Source organism: Haloplanus rubicundus, assembly GCF_003342675.1.
GTDB lineage: Archaea > Halobacteriota > Halobacteria > Halobacteriales > Haloferacaceae > Haloplanus > Haloplanus rubicundus.
The window spans coordinates 864,831-881,667 of sequence record NZ_CP031148.1 but is presented as its reverse complement, the minus strand read 5'-3'; the positions used below and the strand labels follow the sequence as shown (position 1 = coordinate 881,667).

At 67.5% G+C, this 16,837-nt stretch carries 17 protein-coding genes; 8 read left to right on the top strand and 9 right to left on the bottom strand.

Annotated features, from left to right (window positions below):
* The first annotated feature begins 5 nt into the window (after nt 1–5).
* Nucleotides 6–272: a ubiquitin-like small modifier protein 1 gene (locus tag DU484_RS05425; protein ID WP_114585147.1), complete on the top strand. Its 267-nt coding sequence runs from the start codon at nt 6–8 to the stop codon at nt 270–272.
* A gap of 1 nt (nt 273) precedes the next feature.
* Here DU484_RS05425 and DU484_RS05420 read toward each other — a convergent pair whose 3' ends face one another.
* From DU484_RS05420 to tnpA, 3 genes are all read right to left on the bottom strand, one after another.
* Complete coding sequence (locus DU484_RS05420) at nt 274–1,578, bottom strand: acetamidase/formamidase family protein (RefSeq protein WP_114605312.1); 1,305 nt, start codon at nt 1,576–1,578, stop codon at nt 274–276.
* 143 nt (nt 1,579–1,721) lie between these two features.
* On the bottom strand, nt 1,722–2,960 hold the full coding sequence (locus DU484_RS05415) for an RNA-guided endonuclease InsQ/TnpB family protein (RefSeq protein WP_114605311.1): 1,239 nt from the start codon (nt 2,958–2,960) through the stop codon (nt 1,722–1,724).
* 61 nt (nt 2,961–3,021) lie between these two features.
* Entirely contained in the window at nt 3,022–3,405 is a 384-nt protein-coding gene (gene tnpA / locus DU484_RS05410; RefSeq protein WP_114605310.1) for an IS200/IS605 family transposase, read from the bottom strand.
* A gap of 195 nt (nt 3,406–3,600) precedes the next feature.
* On the opposite strand from tnpA, the gene DU484_RS05405 reads away from it, so the two are divergent.
* Nucleotides 3,601–4,206 carry a sensor histidine kinase gene (locus DU484_RS05405; RefSeq protein ID WP_114605309.1) on the top strand — a complete coding sequence of 202 codons (606 nt, stop codon included), beginning with the start codon at nt 3,601–3,603 and terminating at the stop codon, nt 4,204–4,206.
* Between the two features lie 9 nt (nt 4,207–4,215).
* Here DU484_RS05405 and DU484_RS05400 read toward each other — a convergent pair whose 3' ends face one another.
* A complete protein-coding gene (locus tag DU484_RS05400; RefSeq protein ID WP_114605308.1) occupies nt 4,216–5,352 on the bottom strand; it encodes a site-2 protease family protein in 1,137 nt (378 codons plus the stop codon).
* 89 nt (nt 5,353–5,441) lie between these two features.
* Here DU484_RS05400 and DU484_RS05395 point away from each other — a divergent pair, with 89 nt between their 5' ends.
* Nucleotides 5,442–6,035, top strand: coding sequence for a class I SAM-dependent methyltransferase (locus DU484_RS05395; protein ID WP_114605307.1), 594 nt, complete (start codon nt 5,442–5,444; stop codon nt 6,033–6,035).
* Here the strand turns inward: DU484_RS05395 and DU484_RS05390 are convergent.
* Nucleotides 6,032–6,805 (bottom strand): hypothetical protein, encoded by a 774-nt coding sequence (locus tag DU484_RS05390; RefSeq protein WP_114605306.1) that lies wholly within the window; start codon nt 6,803–6,805, stop codon nt 6,032–6,034. The genes DU484_RS05395 and DU484_RS05390 overlap by 4 nt on opposite strands.
* Before the next feature lie 87 nt (nt 6,806–6,892).
* Between DU484_RS05390 and DU484_RS05385 the strand changes: the two genes are divergently transcribed.
* Nucleotides 6,893–7,402 (top strand): DUF4188 domain-containing protein, encoded by a 510-nt coding sequence (locus tag DU484_RS05385; RefSeq protein WP_114605305.1) that lies wholly within the window; start codon nt 6,893–6,895, stop codon nt 7,400–7,402.
* A gap of 42 nt (nt 7,403–7,444) precedes the next feature.
* Nucleotides 7,445–8,722 (top strand): VCBS repeat-containing protein, encoded by a 1,278-nt coding sequence (locus tag DU484_RS05375; protein ID WP_157969501.1) that lies wholly within the window; start codon nt 7,445–7,447, stop codon nt 8,720–8,722.
* A gap of 115 nt (nt 8,723–8,837) precedes the next feature.
* On the opposite strand, the gene DU484_RS05370 is transcribed toward DU484_RS05375, so the two are convergent.
* Entirely contained in the window at nt 8,838–9,020 is a 183-nt protein-coding gene (locus DU484_RS05370) for a hypothetical protein (RefSeq protein WP_114605302.1), read from the bottom strand.
* Between the two features lie 80 nt (nt 9,021–9,100).
* Nucleotides 9,101–10,381 (bottom strand): RNA-guided endonuclease InsQ/TnpB family protein, encoded by a 1,281-nt coding sequence (locus DU484_RS05365; RefSeq protein WP_114605301.1) that lies wholly within the window; start codon nt 10,379–10,381, stop codon nt 9,101–9,103.
* A gap of 318 nt (nt 10,382–10,699) precedes the next feature.
* Between DU484_RS05365 and DU484_RS05360 the strand changes: the two genes are divergently transcribed.
* Entirely contained in the window at nt 10,700–11,530 is an 831-nt protein-coding gene (locus DU484_RS05360; RefSeq protein ID WP_114605300.1) for a bacteriorhodopsin, read from the top strand.
* A gap of 3 nt (nt 11,531–11,533) precedes the next feature.
* On the opposite strand, the gene DU484_RS05355 is transcribed toward DU484_RS05360, so the two are convergent.
* Entirely contained in the window at nt 11,534–13,762 is a 2,229-nt protein-coding gene (locus tag DU484_RS05355) for a type II/IV secretion system ATPase subunit (protein ID WP_114606714.1), read from the bottom strand.
* A gap of 173 nt (nt 13,763–13,935) precedes the next feature.
* On the opposite strand from DU484_RS05355, the gene DU484_RS05350 reads away from it, so the two are divergent.
* The gene (locus DU484_RS05350) at nt 13,936–14,364 is read left to right on the top strand and encodes a hypothetical protein (RefSeq protein WP_114585140.1); all 429 of its coding nucleotides are present in this window, start codon (nt 13,936–13,938) and stop codon (nt 14,362–14,364) included.
* A gap of 55 nt (nt 14,365–14,419) precedes the next feature.
* On the top strand, nt 14,420–15,040 hold the full coding sequence (locus tag DU484_RS05345; RefSeq protein ID WP_114605299.1) for a coiled-coil domain-containing protein: 621 nt from the start codon (nt 14,420–14,422) through the stop codon (nt 15,038–15,040).
* 128 nt (nt 15,041–15,168) lie between these two features.
* On the opposite strand, the gene DU484_RS05340 is transcribed toward DU484_RS05345, so the two are convergent.
* Nucleotides 15,169–16,833, bottom strand: coding sequence for a methyl-accepting chemotaxis protein (locus tag DU484_RS05340; RefSeq protein WP_114605298.1), 1,665 nt, complete (start codon nt 16,831–16,833; stop codon nt 15,169–15,171).
* Nucleotides 16,834–16,837: the final 4 nt, after the last annotated feature.

The following is a 16,837-nucleotide window of genomic DNA, read 5'->3' as shown; positions in this document are numbered from 1 at the left end:
AGGTCATGGAACTGACGGTGTACGGCCCACTCCGCGCCGCGACGGGCACAAAACGGGTCCGCGTCGACCCCGACGGCGGAACGGTCCGCGCGGTCGTCGAGGCGGTCGTCACTGCCTATCCCCGCGCCGAGTCCCACCTCGTCGATTGCGACGGTACGCTCCGCCCGAGCGTCCGCGTCACGGTGGACGGCGAGCGGGCGAGCCTCGACGACGACTGCCCGCCCGACGCCGAGGTGGCGCTGTTTCCGGCGATGCGTGGCGGGACGCGGTAGCCTACAGGTCGTACTGCGCCCGTACGGTGTCGGCCAGCCCCACCGCCGCCAGTTTCTCCATCGGCGCCAGCATCGACAGCTGGACCACACCGGGGAGACGCGCGATCTCGACGCCGCCGGAGAACGTACACCGGGCGCGAACCTCGCCTTCGGTCATGTCCAGCAGTGTGCCGGCGCGGTCGAACGCGTTGTCGGTGGCGTCGTTGATCGTCGCGCCCGAGCCGATCACCTGGATGGGCGCTGCGTCGACTACCTCGTCGACGCCGTACTGGTCGGCCAACTCGGCGCCCGTCTCGCGGTCGGCGTCGGTGTAGGGTTTGGCGATGGGCGGCAGGTCCGCCTCGTTGGGGAGGAGGAGCGGCCCGTCGATGTCCAGTCCCTTGATCACCTCCACCTCCAGTTCGGTCCGCCCGCTCACGTCCGTCGTATGCAGGGAGAGTTCGCCGTCGCCCTGATTGGCGTGCAGGTCGCCGACGTAGAGGCCGGCACCGTCGATTTTCACCGGACAGATCAGCGTCGCGCCCGGGCGCACGTCGTTCGAGTCCATGTGGCCGTCGGTGCGGTCCGCCAGCGCCTCCTCGTCCGGCAGCCCCCAGTCGTGACCGGCGCCGATGAGGAACTGCCCGAAGTCGCCGGCGTTGTGGGAGTCCGGGAACTCGCGGGGTGGCGTCGTACCGATGTTGCCGATGAACGGTCTGAGATGGCCGAGCGTGCCCGGAATCTCGTCGGGTTTGTAGAGGAGGATGGGGTGCTGGCGGGAGTGTTCGGGCAGGGCCATCGCCTCGTCGGCGCGCTCCGCGAGGTCGGTCGCCCCCTCGTCGCCGACGGCCAAGCCGACCGAGCGGTCGTCGTCGAAGGCGACGGTGTAGCCGAACTCGAAGCCGAAGGAGGAGGCGTTGGCGCCACACTCCGCGCATTTGATCGACTCCTCGCCGATGCCCTCGACGACGCTCTCTGGCCACTCGGTCCCACACTCGGGACAGCGGTGGTCGACGAAGGGGTCGTCGCCGAAGGCCCCCTCGCGTTCGGCCATACTCCCGGTGCTCGTGGCGACGCTCGTCACCTCGACGTCCCTGATCCGGACGACGAGCGCGTCGCCGGGTTCGGCGTTCTCGACCCGGATGGGACGGGTCACTTCGTGGCCCCCGCGGAACTCGGGGGTGATCATCGGCCCCCAACACGCCGGCGGGGTGTGGGTGCGTACCGTCCCGCCGTCGGCGACCGTCCCCGCCCACTCCTGGTCCGGGCCGACGAGGCCGAGCGTGAATCGGTCCACGTCGAGTTCTTGCTGAATCTGCTGGGACATACGGTGAACCGTTGTCGTGAGTATCAATAACAGTTGTCACGAAACGGGGTGACACGGGGGGTCCGGGATTGACCTCCTCCCGCGCCTGAAGACGCGGGAATCCCGCCACGGGATTTCAGGCCGAGCGCAACGGCCCTGTGGTTTCAAGACGCATCTGTTCCAAGCGTCGACTGCTGGGTTTCAGCATCGGCTTGACTGTCTTGTGGCGCGGTCAAACGCGCCCCATCCTCAGCCGAGTCATCGTCGTTCGGGTGTTCTCTGGAACGACTCTCTCCGCTGAGGTAGCGGTCTGCGATGTTTATTGCCCCGTTCACGTCTGCTTGGTACTCGCCCATCCAGCAGTCGTCGTTCGTACACCTGAACGTCGCCTGCTTCGGGCGATACCCGACTTCACCGCACGCGTGGCACTCCTTCGACGTGTTGCGTGGGTTCACCGTCTCGACGGGAATCCCCTTCTCGACGGCCTTGTACCGTATCTGCGCGTGGAGTTTGGCGAATCCCCATCCGTGGAGACGGCGGTTCATGTACTCGCCGTAGTCCATCGACTCCCGAATGTACGTCAGGTCTTCCAGAACCAGAACGGGATTCTCGACGGATTCGGCGTATTCTACGACTTCGCGGGTGACACGGTGCAACACGTCGTCTATTTGATTCCACAGGTCGTCACCGAACGACTCAACGAGACGGTCGCTTCCGCGTTCCTGAAGCCGTCGCGTAGCGCTGAAGTAGGTCTTGCGGAGCCGACGAACGGTCTTCCCTTCATCGGCCCACAGTTCGGGGCGGATCGGAGACCCGTGGTCGTCGCGGTGACACACCGTGACGAGTGACGCTTCCCCGATGTCCACTCCGACAGGCGTCCGTTCGTCGTCGGACGCCTCGGAACTGTCCTCCACGTCGCGGGTGGCGGTGACGTGGAGATACCACGTCCCGTCCCGCTGGAACAGCCGACTCTCACCCATCTCCGCGTCACCGGCGTTCAACGCTTCCAACCAGTCCCGTTGGTCGGGGTTCGGCTGTGCTGGCATCCAGAGGTGGTAGTCCTCGTGGTGCGGGATTTTGACGTACCACTCGATAGCGTTCTCGGGCTGGTGGTCGAGGCGTAGCCCCTCGGTGGTGAACCGAACGGGGTGGTCATCGTGAAGGTCGCCCGCGTTGTACGTCGTCGTCAACTGCGGGACGTACTTCTTGAGGGCGTTCTTCGCGTACCCCGACAGGTCGTAGGTGACTACCACGTCGTTCGCTTCGGTCTGGGTTGTGCAACCAGCGTCGAACGCATCTCGAAGGGCCTGCTGGTAGACCTCCCGCGTCTCGCAGAGTTTCCGCCGTTTGTGTGCGTTCGGGTCTACCAGTTTCAGTTCCAGCGTCTTGGTGAGTTCGGTCATGGGTCACCTTCCTCGTGACGTCCCGAGAAATGCGGTGCGTTTCTCTTGTGCCAAACAGAACTCATGAGTTCTGTTGACGCTGAATGTAGTCTTGCACCGTTTCGCTGGAAACGTGGCCCGCCGTTCCTGCGTAGTAGCCCCGTGCCCATCGAATCTTCTCGCCCTCGTTGTCGGCGTAGCGGTGGTTGTATTTCCGCGAGGAGATACCCTTGAACCAGTTAGCGAGAAGGGAGGGGGCGTGTTTCGGAGGGCTACTGACGAACAGGTGGATGTGGTCGGGTTGAACGGTCAGGTCGATTATCTCTAATCCCTTGTCGTCGGCGATTTCCTGGAGGATGGTTCGCACACGGTCGGCGACCTCGTTGACGAGTACCGACTGGCGGTACTTCGGCAACCACACTATGTGGTAGTTGAGGTTGTAGGTCGCGTGCCGTGTGGTCTTCATCCGTGTTACACACTATATTCGTCAGCGTCTTAATTCCCTCGGTGAAGCGTGGGAAATCCAGTAAGAGCGGGGGCTCGTGGATTGACGCACTATGCCTATCGCTTGACCTCCGCCTGAAGACGGAGGTATGCGCTATCGGCCTGTGTCACCGAACTGCTCGAACACCAGCGGCGGGTCGACGTGTACAACCGGGTGATGCGGCACAACCTCCGCAACAAACTCACCATCATCGACGGCCTGACGAGTGAAATCCGGCGACTCGCGACCGACGACCGGATCGAGGAGTTCGCCGACGGCGTGTTGGCGGCGAGCGAACGCATCGACGACATCGTCGAACGGGTTCGTGAGTTCGACCACCTGCGGGAGCAAGATCGGACGGAGACGGTCGCGGTCGCCGAGCTTCTCGAACGGATCGCACGCGAGGTGGCCGAGGCCGACGACGCGCCAGAAGTTCGGACGGCGCTCGATCCGGTGACTGTCGACACCAACCGGGCGCTGCTCCGGTTGGTGATCGAGCAGTTGGTCGAGAACGCACTCGAACACGGCGCCTCGCCGGTGTGTCTGACGACGACGGAGACTGCGGACGGGGGCGTCGACATCGCGGTTCACGACGCCGGCCCCGGCATCCCGCGCGACGAGTTCGAGCCGGTGATCGAGGGGACCGCGACACAGCTCGAACACACGACTGGCATCGGGCTGCTGATCGCCAAGTGGGGCGTGGACGAACTCGGCGGCGAGATAGCGTTCGAGAGCGACGACGAAGGGACGACGGTCACCGTCCGGATTCCGGTCGGGCTCTGACGGCTCGGATTACCCCGTCACGGCGCTCCGGAACCCCCGCTGTATCGTCATCGCGTGGGCGTAGTCGGCCTCCGAGAGCACGCCGAGGAGTTCGCCGTCCCGCTGGACGATGGCGTCGAGGCCGCCCGCACCCTGTAACTCCACGAGCGTGTCGAAGGCGTCGGCGTCCGGATCGACCCGCGGCACGTCCCGGACGATGTCGCCGACGGTCGCGTCGCGGTCCGCACGCCGTGCCCGCTTCAGGTCGTCGAGCGTCACGACGCCGACGGGTGTCCCCGATTCGTCGACGACGAGATGGATCGGCTGGCGGTCCCGGAGCATCTGCGAACCGAACGCGTCGACGGTCGTCGACGCGGCGACGGTCGCCGGCTCCCGCGTCATGATGTCGTTCACCGTGATCCCTTCGAGGAGTTCGTCCAGCAGGACCGCCTTCGACTCGGTCGTCGCGGCGCCGTAGATGAAGAAGGCGAGCAGGAGGAGGATAATCTGGAAGTTGAGCACGGCGACGATGGCAAAGAGGAAAGCGAAGAGAACGCCCACGCGGGCGGCGAGACGTGTCGCGACCCCGTATGGGCGGGTGCGCGCGAGGAGCGCACGCAGGATGCGGCCGCCGTCCATCGGGAAGGCGGGGAGGAGGTTGAAGCCCGCGAGGACGAGATTCGTGATCGCGAGCCAGCCGAGGACGAACCGCGGCACCTGCAGCGAGTTCGGGGCGACGAGAACGGCGCCGTAACAGCCGACCGCGACGAGGACGCTCGTGATCGGCCCGGCGATGGCGATCCAGAACTCCCGGTTCCACTCCTTCGGGAACGTCTTCAGCGCCGCCAGCCCACCGAGGATCCAGAGCGTGATCGACTCGATTTCGAGGCCGTAGCGCATCGCCACCCACGAGTGGCCGAGTTCGTGGATCGTGACGCTGACGAACAGGCCGACCGCCGCCAGCAACCCGACGAGCCACGGCGTCGATCCGGCCCGGAGCACGGCGAGATCGAAGTCGGCGCCCGTCAGGCCGCCGATGAGTCCCGCGTACAGTTCGATCTGCTGACCGCTGCCGATCAGCCACGCGAGAATCGGGAGGAAGATCAGAAGAGAGGTGTTGACTCGAATGGGGATGTCCCAGATCTCGGTGATCGTGTAGCTTCGCATACCAGACAGTCCGCCGGGAGACCCTTAATTCATCGCGAAGGCGCCGTCGCGGCGGCAGGACTACCTCGATCCGACCCCACAGCACCGGTATGGACCGACACGAGATTCGGCGGGCGTGGGACGCCATCTCGGAGACGTACGCCCGCCGGCGCGACCCGACCGGCTCCGACGCCGCACTGATCGACGACCTGCTCGCCGAGCTACCGGCCGAGCCGACGGTCCTCGACGCCGGCTGTGGCGACGGGGCGCGGACGCTCGCGAACCTGCCGGCGGGGAGCGTCGGCCTCGACGTGTCGCGGCGCGGGCTGGAACTCGCCCGGGAGACGGTGCCGGACGCGCGGCTGGTACAGGCCGACATGACCGCCATCCCGCTGGCCGACGGGAGCGTCGACGCCGTGACCGCCTACCACGCCGTCTTTCACGTCCCCCGCGAGTCCCACCCCGAGGTGTACCGGGAGTTCGCCCGCGTCCTCCGGCCGGACGGCCGGCTCCTGATGACCCTGCCGGGCGGGCGGTTCGAAACCGTCCGCGAGGGGTGGATGGGTGGGCGGATGTTCTTCTCGGCGCCGGGACGGGAGCGGACGCTGGCCCAGCTCCGCGAGGCGGGCTTTACCGGCCTCCGGACGGAGACGGCGAGCGATCCTCTCGGCAGCAGCACGGAGTTCGTGTTCGCGACGCGCTAAGCTCGCGCCATCGGCGCCGAACACCGCAGACAGAGCGTCCGCCCGGCGATCCAGTTCACGTCAGTCGAATCACAGTCCGGACACCGGAAACTGTCGTTGCCGTACTCGGTGGTGCCGCGGGGGGCCGCGAGGCGACCGGCGTCGACGACGCGGTCGAGCAGCGACGGGAACCGCTGGCGTTTGTACGTCGCCCGTCGGGCGAGGAAGGCGCCGGGATCGGACGGGTCGGAACCGTGGAGGTCGTCCCACTCGACCGCGATCTCGCCGTTTGCCGGGCCCCGCGCGACCTGCTCGATCGGCGCGGCCGCGGCGCGGAACAGGGGGCTCGTCGCCAGTCGGTGCGGGTCGTCGACCGCGTCGCCGGCCTCGCGGTAGGCGTCCGCGGCGGTGCGGTAGGCCGCGTCGGCGTCGTCCATCCCGGCCGCGACGCGGAAGTCGGCGACGAACTCGTCGAGGCAGGCCCGCTGTGCGGGGTGGGAGCGCGTCGTTTGCAGGTCGCGCGCGACGGCGATGCCCTCGACGCCCCGTCGCGAGGCGCGGGCCTCGCGGCCGGCGACGCGGTAGGAAACGGCGGCGACGACGAGCCACCGGAGCCCCTCGCCGACCCAGCCCCGGTCCTCGTCGGCGAACGGCGACAGCTCCTCGTCGGAGCGCGGGTCGGCGAGCGACAGCCAGGCCGCCCGCGTGAACTCGTCGCCCGCACGCTCCGTGCTCCGCTCCGACAGGGCGGTGACGCCCGCCGCGACGCGGGCGTCGGCGTCGGTGTCCATACCACGCCACAGGACCGGATCGACACAAGCCCGTCGCCCCCGGGGAACGGTTATCCGGGCGGCCGTGCTACGTGTCGGCGATACAGTATGTCCGGGATCGTCCCCGAGCGCGTCACCGCACGGGTCGACGGCGAGTTCGTCGTCTTCCTGATCGGGATGCGCATCAACTCGTGGTGGAAGGTGCACAAGTGGCTCCCCGTCTTCCTCGCCATGCCGCGGATGCTCCGCGAACTCGACGCTGACTCCGAGCGCGGTCTGCTCGAAACCCGGACGTGGCTCGGCCTCCGTGCGCCCCTGCTGGTCCAGTATTGGGAGTCCTTCGAGGCGCTGGAGTCGTACGCCCGCGACACGGAGGGCGAACACCTGCCGGCGTGGAAGGCGTTCAACCGCCGGGTCGGCGAGGGCGGCGACGTGGGCATCTGGCACGAGACGTTCCTCGTCAGGGACGGCGAGTACGAGGCCGTCTACAACAACATGCCGCCGACGGGACTGGGGGAGGTCGGCGAGGTGGTCCCCGCGTCCGGGCGGGCCGAGACGGCAGGGGGACGGCTGGGCCGGAGCGCGGGCGACGACGCGCCCGTCGACGCGGACGGCTGACCGGCCGCGGCGTTTTTGAGCCGCGACACGTAGCCGTGGTCGATGTGGCACCGACGGACGCTACTGGCGGCGGCCGCGTCGGCAGCCGGACTCGGTGGATGCGCCGGCTCGCCGGCGTCGACGACCACCGAGGGACCGACTGGGACGCCGGCGCCGCCCCCACGGGGAGCGCGATACGCGTTCACGCACCTCCAATCCGGCGGGAACCGCGTCGTCGGCGGTGCCGGCGCCGTCGACGACGCGCGCCCGGTTGACCTCGGCGTCGACGGCCGACCGGCGTGGGTCCTCGCGTTCCGTGGCCCGGGTGCGACGAGTTACTGGACGGTCGTGACGGCGGCGGAGCGGGCGACGACCCACCGGGTCGGCGACGGGACCAGCGAGACGGTCGCGACCCACGGTCGCGTCTCGACGCCGCCGCTGGCGTACGCGGCCGACGGGGCGTTCGGCGTCGTCGACGCGCCGACCGACTGCGCCGCTCACACGCATCCGGTCGTGGTCGACGGGGGCGTGCTGTACGTGGCCACGAACGGCGACATCGTCGTCCGGCGGGACGGGACGCCGACCCGACTCGACGCCGACGCCCCGACGGACGGTCGTCTTGTGCGGGTCGCGGACGGTCGCTACGCCCTCTACGGCGGGCGGACGACCCGCTACGCCCACGGCGCGCTGGGGGACACCGTCGAGGGGAGTCGGTTGCTCCTGATCGACGCCGTGGACGGTCGGATCGAGGCGGCGGTGACGCTCGACGCGCCGACGGTCTTCGAGGGGCTGTCGCCGCTGGTGGCCGACCTCGACGGCGACGGCGACGACGAGATCGTGACCACCGTCGCGGATTCGGCCGACGGCGCGCGCATCAGGGTGTACGACGCCGAGGGCACCGAACTCGCGACCGGTCCCGTCTACGGTCCCGGCTGGCGCCATCAGCTCTGTGTCGCGCCGTTCGGGCCGGACGGACGGCCGGAACTGGCCGTCGTCAGGAAGCCACACGTCGACCGGACGGTGGAGTTCTACCGCCTCGACGACGGCCTGAGCGTGACGGCGACCCACGAGGGGTACGCCAGCCACACGTACGGCTCGCGGAACGTGGACGGGGGGTTGGCCGCGGATCTGGACGGGGACGGGCGGCCGGAACTGCTGGTGCCGACGGCCGACCGCCGGACGCTGGCGGCGGTGCGGCGGACGGGGCGGGATGCCGAGCGAGCCTGGACGCTCCCGCTCGGTGGCGAACTCCGGACGAACGTGGCCGGCGTCGCACTCGACGACGGTCGGCTCGCGGTGGGCGCTGGGACGGCCGACGGCGTCCGGGTCTGGCAGGGGTAGCGCCATCCAGCCCCCGTGACGGTCGTCGCCGTCGACACCAGACCCGACGGAAGAGGCTACGGCGCGACCGTCGAAAAATAGCTGACCGAGCGCCGGGACGTGGTCTCGGCGCGAACTACGCGTCGCCGTCGTCGCCGTCACCGCCGTCGGTGACGAGTTCCACCTCGACGTCGCGTTCCTCCTCGAACCCCTCGGGCGTCCAGTCGTCGTCCGCGGCGTCGACCGGTTCGTCGTCCTCGACTCGTTCGGTCCACCAAGACGTGCGCTCGTGATGATGACACATGGTCACGTCACCCATATGTCGCTGAGGACTGGACGCTTGACATCCTCCCCGCCCTGAAGGGCGAGGATTCCCGACCGCCGTTGGGATATTGTGGTTTACGACGTGGCCTGTTCTCGCGGTGCAAAGCATCCGCTCTCTGAATCGAACAGGTACGTCGATGGCTGTGCCAACCAGCCGTTACTCCTATCTCCCCCATCACAAGCGAGACTCGGAGATACTTTCTGCCGAATGTTCTCAGCACCGTTCACGTCTGCATTCGCAACCGTCCCACACTCGTCACAGACGTACAACCCGCGTTCGACACGGTTCGCCTTGCGCTTGCGACCGCAGTATGAACACGACTTCGACGTATCACGCTCGGACACCTGCTTGACCGTGATGCCTTCCATCTCGGCCTTGTATTCAAGCAAGTCGGTGAAGCGGTCGAACGCCCACGAGTGTAAGTCGAGATTGCCGTGCGTGTCCCAGTTTTTCGACTCGTCGTTCTCCTCGTCCTCACGGATGCCGGAAAGGTCGCCCACCACGATCGTCCCAACCCCTTCGTCCACACACCGTTCAACGATGTGCTTGGAAAGCGCGTGGAAGTAGTGGGTGCGCCGCCGCGATCGCTTCTGGTTCAACCGCGTGGCGTGCTCGGAATCAGAGTCATCACAGCGAGCAATGTGCTTGCTGAAGTAGTAGTCATCCTGTTTCAGGCAGTTGAGCGGATACAACTCGGCGTGGCCGTCTTCGTAGGCGAGCGCGGCGAAGTTGTTGATACCGAGGTCAATACCCACGGTCTTCTCACCGGGGGCTTCAGCAACCTCGATTTCGACCTTGCAGACGAAGTGTAGTTCCCACTCGTCACCAGTCCAGACCGCCCGAATCTGTTGGACGTTCTCCACAGTGGAGAGATCAACATCAGGCCGGGTCTGATACTCGCAGAGGATGAAGTCCGACCAATACTCTTTCAGGTTCGAGCCTTTCGAGAGTCGGACTCTCTCGTACTCGGTGTCGAGTTTGAACCCAGCGGCTTTGAACGTGACCGTACTTCGTGGGTGGTCGTCGCCGTGTTTGCGGTACTTCGGTGGGTTTGCTCTCGTGTCTCCGTTGCGTCGTTTGCCGTACCAGCCGGTGAACGCTTCAGCGAGTTCTTGAAGGACGCGCTGACTTGACTGAGAATGCAGGTCATCGTAGCGTTCGTGCGACTTCAGGTACGTGGTGAGTTCGTTGTGACCGGGGATGTGGCCAATCTCTGACCACACTCGGTCGCAAACCCACCGTCCGACGTTCCAGAGTTTCGACGCTGAGAACCCGAGCGAATCGAGGTCGTCAGACACCTGTTGCTGGTTCCGTATGGAAGCAGTGTAGGTGCGAGTGACGACCTGTTTCGCCATACGTAAACTATGTAGTCAAAATTACTTGAAGGTATGGATTCGAGCGTGGAATATCCTGCCGTGCAATCGAACGGTTGGTAGTCGGATTCATCCCCGCCCTGAAGGGCGGGGCTTTCTCCTCGTACTTCCGTAAAACCATTCCGCGAGTGTCACGACCGACCCGAGTGCCGGCGACCGGTCGAGTCAACGGACGGTTCGGCCGGATATCGCGAATAAAATAGACTGTATATGGTGTTTTTCGCCCCCAGAATTGAAAAGGATAATAAAATAGTATCGATTGAGGCACATATTTGTGCGTTCGGAATCAACGACGGCGGTATGCACAGTTCACTGCTCGTGCGCGGACTCGGCGTACCGCTACAGACGCAGGCCGATGCCCTGTCGGCGGTGCAAAACGACCCGCTGCTCAGTTCGTCGCTGTGGGTCAACGTCGCACTGGCCGGCCTCTCGATTCTCCTCTTCGTCTACATGGGTCGGAACGTGACGAGCGAGCGCGCGAAGCTCGTCTGGGGAGCGACGCTGATGATCCCGCTGGTCTCCATCTCGAGTTACCTCGCCTTGCTCTCCGGCCTGACGGTCGGGTTCGTCGAGATGCCTGCGGGGCACGCCCTCGCCGGCGAGGAAGTGATGAGCCAGTGGGGCCGGTATCTGACGTGGACGCTGTCGACGCCGATGATCCTCCTCGCGCTCGGCCTCGTCGCCGACGTCGATGCCGGGAGCCTGCTCACCGTCATCGCCGCGGACATCGCGATGTGTGTGACGGGGCTCGCCGCGGCGCTGACTACCTCGTCGTACCTGTTCCGCTGGGCATTCTACGCCGTCAGCTGTACGTTCTTCCTGGTCGTCCTCTACGCGCTGCTGACCGAGTGGGCGGCGTCGGCGACGGCCGCCGGCACCGACGACATTTTCGATACGCTCCGGGCGCTAACCGTCGTGCTCTGGCTCGGCTACCCGATCATCTGGGCCGTCGGCGTCGAGGGGCTGGCGCTCGTCGGGTCGGTCGGGATCACCTCGTGGGGCTATTCGATCCTCGACGTGTTCGCGAAGTACGTGTTCTCGTTCCTGCTCCTGCGATGGGTGGCAGACAACGAGGGCGTTGTGGCGACGGCACGGGGGGCGTTCGGTGGGGCCGCGCCGGGCGACGACTGAGCATCAGTCGTCCCCCGCCGTCTCGCTTCGTGCCCGTTCGACCGTCGCCGCCTCGTCGGTGCGCAGATCCGAGACGAACGCGAACAGGTCGTCGAAGTCGGAGACGCCCTCCTGCACCAGATACTGCACGTACCGGTGTTTCCGGTGGAACTCCTCCTCGACGACCTCGACGTCGCGGTCGGTGGCGTCGGCGAGGCGGTGAAAGAGCCGGAAACCGAGGGCGCGGTGGCCGTCGTCGAGGTGGGGGTGGGCGTAGTCGAGGCTGAACGCTCCGTCGGTGTCGCGGCGGGCGACGACGTTCCAGTAGAGGGTCCGACCGCCCTTCTCGACGCTCCCCGAGGGGAGCGTGCCGGGGTCGAGGGCCTCGTACTCGGACTCGCTCAGGAGTTCGACCGCCTCCGCGACGTACCGGTCGCCGTCGACGTGGTGGGGGAAGACCACGAGGTCGATCTCCCGCAGGAGGTAGGTCGGGAGTCCCTGTTCGACGACGCGGTTGATGAGCGTCTCCACGTTCTCGGCGTGGGTGGTGCCGATGACACCGTGGCCGGTGTTGAGCGTCTCGCCGAACGTCTCGAAGGAGGCGGGCGTGTTGATCTCCGCGATGACCTCCACGTCGGGGTTCAAATAATTCGTCTCGGTCATCAGCCGCGCCATCGTCACGCGCTTGTACTCGTTCTCGTGGTCCCGCGTCGTCAGGGAGATGCCCGTCTCGTGGGGGAGTCGCACTTCGCGGCTCCCCTCGTCGATGGAGACGGGGCGGTCGTCGTAGGGGACGAAGGGCATGTGGGCGTTCATGAGCGTCGTCTTCCCCACCCCCGTCGGCCCGGAGAAGAGGACGACGCCGTGGCGCTCGTACAGCATCCAGAGCAGGGTGACGAGCTCCGTCGAGATGGCGTCGCGGTCGATCAGGTCGACGGGCGTCATGGCGTCGGCGGCCTGCTTGCGGATGGAGACGTGGGGTCCGTCCTCGGAGATGACGGGGAGGGCAACGGCACAGCGGATGGTCTCCGCGACGCCCGGCGGGTCGAGGTTCACCTTCGCGCTCGGCCGACTCGCGCTGAGTTCCGTCCCGTCGCTCGCGGCGAGTTGGGTGACGACGTTGACGAAGGCCGTCTCGTCGTCGAACGCGAGGTTCGTGGGGACGCGGCCGACGGGGAGTTCGTCGGCCCGCGGGATCACCTTCACGCGTTCGTCGACGCGGTTGGCCTCCACGTCCTCCAGATGCGAGTCACGGATCGGAATCGTGAGGACGCCGTGGCCCACGTAGTCCCGGAGGACGTAGTAGACCAGGTCGTCGAGGCGGTCGGTGGCGTAGCGGCTGTCGACCGGCGGGACCGCGAGGCCGTACTCCGCGAGCGCGGTCAGCAGGCGGTACTTCGTCGCCGCGACCCACGCGCGGGTGTTGCGGGCGGTGAGGCGTCGGGAGAGAAAGCCCCGAGCACGCTCGCGGACGAAGGCGTGTCGGTCCTCCACCACGTCCTCGACGTTGGCCTCCCAGACCCGCTCCTTGCACTCCTCGATGAGTTGCTCGTCGCCGGGGAGCAGGTCCGGTTCGAGGACGGCGTACTTCGTCGAGAACTGGTCGCTCCCCAGCAGGTGTTCCCGATAGATCACCACGTCGACGTCGAAACCCGCGAAATCGACGGTGTAGCGTCGGAGGCGCTCGCCGGCCACGCGGTCGACGAAGCGCGCGTCGGCGTCGAAGTCGGTGCGGGCGGGCGCGTAGTTCTCGGTGTGGACGACCACCCGGTCGTCGTCGCGGCCCACGTCGACCACCTCGATCCGGTCGTCGAGCGCGAGCGGCGTCGGCGCCCCCAGCAGGCGAAGCTCACAGAGCGCGTGGTAGGTGAGACGGCGCCACGCGGCGGGCGAGGCGTCGATCAGGCGGTCGAGCGCCCGGCGGTACTTCGGCTCGAAGCCCGCGGCGGCGCGTTCGGCCGTCCCCTCCCGCGTCAGCGGTCGGCGACGGTTGACGACCTGGAAGTGGTCGCGGATGCGATCCATCGCCTCGCAGTCCCGCGGCCCGAGCCCGGGTTCACGGATCGAGTAGGCGAACTCGTCGGTCTCGGTGTCCCGAATCGTCGCCACGACGCCCGGCGACACCTCGTACTGGGCGACCACGCCGGGCGCGTACCACGCGTCGGCGTCGCCCGGCGCCCGAGGCGTCGGAACGGGGCCGTCGTCGGTCCGCGAGTCACTGCCGCCGACCGAGAGCGTCGGTCCGTCACTCATCTCGGCTTCGTCTCCCCCCGGGAGCGACATAGCCGTTGGTGCCGCGCTATCACCTATAATACTCGGGGGGCGAGCGCGGCCGGGAACGCTCTCCGGGTCGGAGAAACGTGTGCATTGCTAAGATGCCACGTGACCTACTATCCGGCTCGGTGCGGACACGAGGAGGCACACGCATGGGAATTACCGAAGGGGAGATCCAGGAAGCGCTGTTGAACGTCTTTCCGCGCGTCTGGCGCGGCTGCCCCGACGACCAACAGTTCGACCGCCAGTCGACGGCCAGCGCGACCGACGCCACCCGCGGCGCGGCCTACCGGCGGGCGAACGCGATGGCCATCGAGGACGTGAACGTTCTGTTGGCGGCGTTCCGGCGGGCGGCGGGAGACTGTCCGGACGGGTGCGAGCCAACGCCGCGCGAGAGCAGACGACTCGTCTGGTCGAGCCCACCGGGGACGTCCTGTACGTGGCGCTGGCGCGACTGGGTGCTATCGAAGATTCCCGGCAGCGGCGTCGGGGGCGGGTACACCTGCACCGTGACCCACCGGAAGATCATCGACTTCGAGTGCGAACCGGTCGCGGAGACGCCGCCCGAGGAAACGGAGTGATCGACACGTCCCGACAACCAGCCAATATATACCCGCGCGGGAGAGAATGCCTACCATGAGCGACGACGACGACGAGGACCCGTTCACCGAGGCCGAGGTGACCGACCCCCCGGACGAGGAGGCGTTACGGGAGGAGCGGCGGGCGCTGGATCAGCGGGAGCGGGGGCTGTCCGACTTCGCCGACGAACTCGACGAGCGGGAAACCGAACTCGACGACCAGGCGAAAGAGCTCCGACGGGAGCGCAAGGAACTCGACGAGCGGAAAGCCGAACTCGACAGCCGTGAGAACCGAATCGCGGACCGGGAGGCCGAACTCGACGACCGGGAGACGGCCATCGCGGAGCGCGAACGCGAACTCGACGAACGGGCGGCCGAACTCGACGAGACGGAGGCGACGCTGCAGGAGTACGTCAACGACGGCGTGCGCGGGACGGTCCGGGAGGCGGTGGCTGCGGAACTGTCCGCGAGCGACGGCGCGGGGCGGTTCGGCCGGATCGGCAGCATCGTGCTCGCCCTGGTCGGCGTGACGCTGATCGGCGGCGGCGTCCTCAACGGCTTCGCGGCGGACATCGGGCAGGTGCCGGTCGTGTTCGGCAGCGAGACGGCGAACCTCGCCGTGACGGTACTTCTGCTGTTCAGCGGCCTCGCTGCGAACCTCGCCGCCGTCGCCGACTGAGAGGGAGTCCCGGAAGTCAGCAGCGAGTCTCGCCGGGACGGACCGGCGAGACTCTCTGGACAGTTACGAGAACCCCTATGAGCGGCCGGTACGTCGCCGGTCGAGTGGCCGTGGCGAGGGTCGGCCGATCAGTCGGCCCGGGCGGCCCGGGTGTCGGACGCCGCCGCCTCGGGCGCCGTTTCGAGCGTGAACTCGTCGAGCAGGTCGATGAGCGTCTCGGCCTGGTCGGCCAACTCGTGGACGTTCGTGGCCGTCGCGTCCAGCGAGTCGGCCTGCGTCGTCGCGGCGTCCGCGAGGTCGGTGGCCGCCTCGGCCGTCTCCCGACTCGTCTCCTCGATGTGCTCGATGGTCGCGACGGTTTCCTCGGTCGAGGCGGCCTGCTGGTCGGTCGCGTCCGTGATCTCTCGGACCCCCTCGTTCGTCTCGTGAGCGAGTTCGGCGATCTGATCGAGCGAGTCGATGGTGGCCTCCACCGTCTCCACCGCGTCGGACACCTCCTCGGTCGTTCGGGACATCCCCTCGACGGCCGTCTCGGTCTGGGCCTGTACGCTCTCGATGATCTCCTGGACGTCCGTCGCTTCGGCCCCCGCCTCCTCCGCGAGGCTCTTTACCTCGTCGGCGACGACGGCGAAGCCGTCGGCCCCCTCACCGGAGTGGGCCGCCTCGATGGAGGCGTTGAGCGCGAGGAGGTTCGTCCGCTCGGCGATGTCGGAGATGGTGGCGACGATGTCGCCCATGCGGTCCATCCGGTCGTCGAGTTCGCGGAGTTGGGCCATCGTCTCGGTCGCCCGCGATTCGATGGCGTCCATCTTCTCGACTGCCTCGACGGCCGCTCGCTGGCCCTCGTCACTCCGGTCGGCGGTGCGGCCGGCCACCTCGGCGACGCTGTCGGCGGAGGCCGCGATCTCCTCGACGGTGGCCGAGAGGTCGCTCATCTCGGCGACGATCCGCTGGAGCTGGTCCCGCTGGGTCTCGGCGTCGGCGGCGATGTCGGCGGTGGCGTCGCTCGTCTCCTCGCTCGCCCGCGCCACCGCGTCCAGATCGGTGGCGGCGTCGACGGTACGCTCCGAGACGGTGTCGGCGAAGGCGGACACCTCGCCGACCGTCCCCTCCAAGTCGTCGAGCATCTCGTTGAACGAGCGGGCGATGGCGGCCATCGCCGGACTCTCGTCGTCGGGGTCCATCCGGACCGAGAGGTCCTTCTCGGCGGCGGCGGCCATCACGTCGCCGTAGTCGTCGGCGGTGCGTTCGAGGCGCTCGGTCAGCGCCTCCAGTTCCCGGGTGTTCTCGCGGAGGTTGTCCGTCATCCGGTCGAGGTCGTCGCCGAACGAACCGGGCACCGCCTCGTCGAGGACGGGGGCGTCGAACGCCCCCGCGGCGAGCGCGTCCGCCTGCGCGGACACCGTCTCCAGCGAGGCGCGCATCTCGTCGAACGCACGGACGAGGCTCCCGATTTCGTCGGCCTGGTCCGCGACGGTGACCTCGGCGGCGTCGAGTTCCCCGGCGGCGATGGTCGTCGCCGCCGCCTCCAGCTCCCGGATCGGCGTCACGAAGTCCCGACGGGCGATCAACAGGGAGTTACCGAGGGCCACGGCGGCACCGCCGAGCAGCGCCGCGGTCACGACGGCCCGAACCACGCCGGTCAGCGCGAACGGCAGGAGGGCGAGCAGCACCGCGACGGCGAACTGAATCAACACGCCAGCGACGAACTTCCGTTCGACCGATTCCGTCACGCCGAGATACTCCATCGTCCCCCAGAGGGCTCGTCGGTAGCGGTCCAGTATCGCGTCCATATCC

Bases quoted from the DNA above. Each gene is read 5' to 3' on its own strand.
- DU484_RS05425 (WP_114585147.1), top strand. From the start codon at position 6: ATGGAACTGACGGTGTACGGCCCACTCCGCGCCGCGACGGGCACAAAA.
- DU484_RS05420 (WP_114605312.1), bottom strand. From the start codon at position 1,578: ATGTCCCAGCAGATTCAGCAAGAACTCGACGTGGACCGATTCACGCTC.
- DU484_RS05415 (WP_114605311.1), bottom strand. From the start codon at position 2,960: ATGACCGAACTCACCAAGACGCTGGAACTGAAACTGGTAGACCCGAAC.
- tnpA (WP_114605310.1), bottom strand. From the start codon at position 3,405: ATGAAGACCACACGGCACGCGACCTACAACCTCAACTACCACATAGTG.
- DU484_RS05405 (WP_114605309.1), top strand. From the start codon at position 3,601: ATGCGGCACAACCTCCGCAACAAACTCACCATCATCGACGGCCTGACG.
- DU484_RS05400 (WP_114605308.1), bottom strand. From the start codon at position 5,352: ATGCGAAGCTACACGATCACCGAGATCTGGGACATCCCCATTCGAGTC.
- DU484_RS05395 (WP_114605307.1), top strand. From the start codon at position 5,442: ATGGACCGACACGAGATTCGGCGGGCGTGGGACGCCATCTCGGAGACG.
- DU484_RS05390 (WP_114605306.1), bottom strand. From the start codon at position 6,805: ATGGACACCGACGCCGACGCCCGCGTCGCGGCGGGCGTCACCGCCCTG.
- DU484_RS05385 (WP_114605305.1), top strand. From the start codon at position 6,893: ATGTCCGGGATCGTCCCCGAGCGCGTCACCGCACGGGTCGACGGCGAG.
- DU484_RS05375 (WP_157969501.1), top strand. From the start codon at position 7,445: ATGTGGCACCGACGGACGCTACTGGCGGCGGCCGCGTCGGCAGCCGGA.
- DU484_RS05370 (WP_114605302.1), bottom strand. From the start codon at position 9,020: ATGGGTGACGTGACCATGTGTCATCATCACGAGCGCACGTCTTGGTGG.
- DU484_RS05365 (WP_114605301.1), bottom strand. From the start codon at position 10,381: ATGGCGAAACAGGTCGTCACTCGCACCTACACTGCTTCCATACGGAAC.
- DU484_RS05360 (WP_114605300.1), top strand. From the start codon at position 10,700: ATGCACAGTTCACTGCTCGTGCGCGGACTCGGCGTACCGCTACAGACG.
- DU484_RS05355 (WP_114606714.1), bottom strand. From the start codon at position 13,762: ATGAGTGACGGACCGACGCTCTCGGTCGGCGGCAGTGACTCGCGGACC.
- DU484_RS05350 (WP_114585140.1), top strand. From the start codon at position 13,936: ATGGGAATTACCGAAGGGGAGATCCAGGAAGCGCTGTTGAACGTCTTT.
- DU484_RS05345 (WP_114605299.1), top strand. From the start codon at position 14,420: ATGAGCGACGACGACGACGAGGACCCGTTCACCGAGGCCGAGGTGACC.
- DU484_RS05340 (WP_114605298.1), bottom strand. From the start codon at position 16,833: ATGGACGCGATACTGGACCGCTACCGACGAGCCCTCTGGGGGACGATG.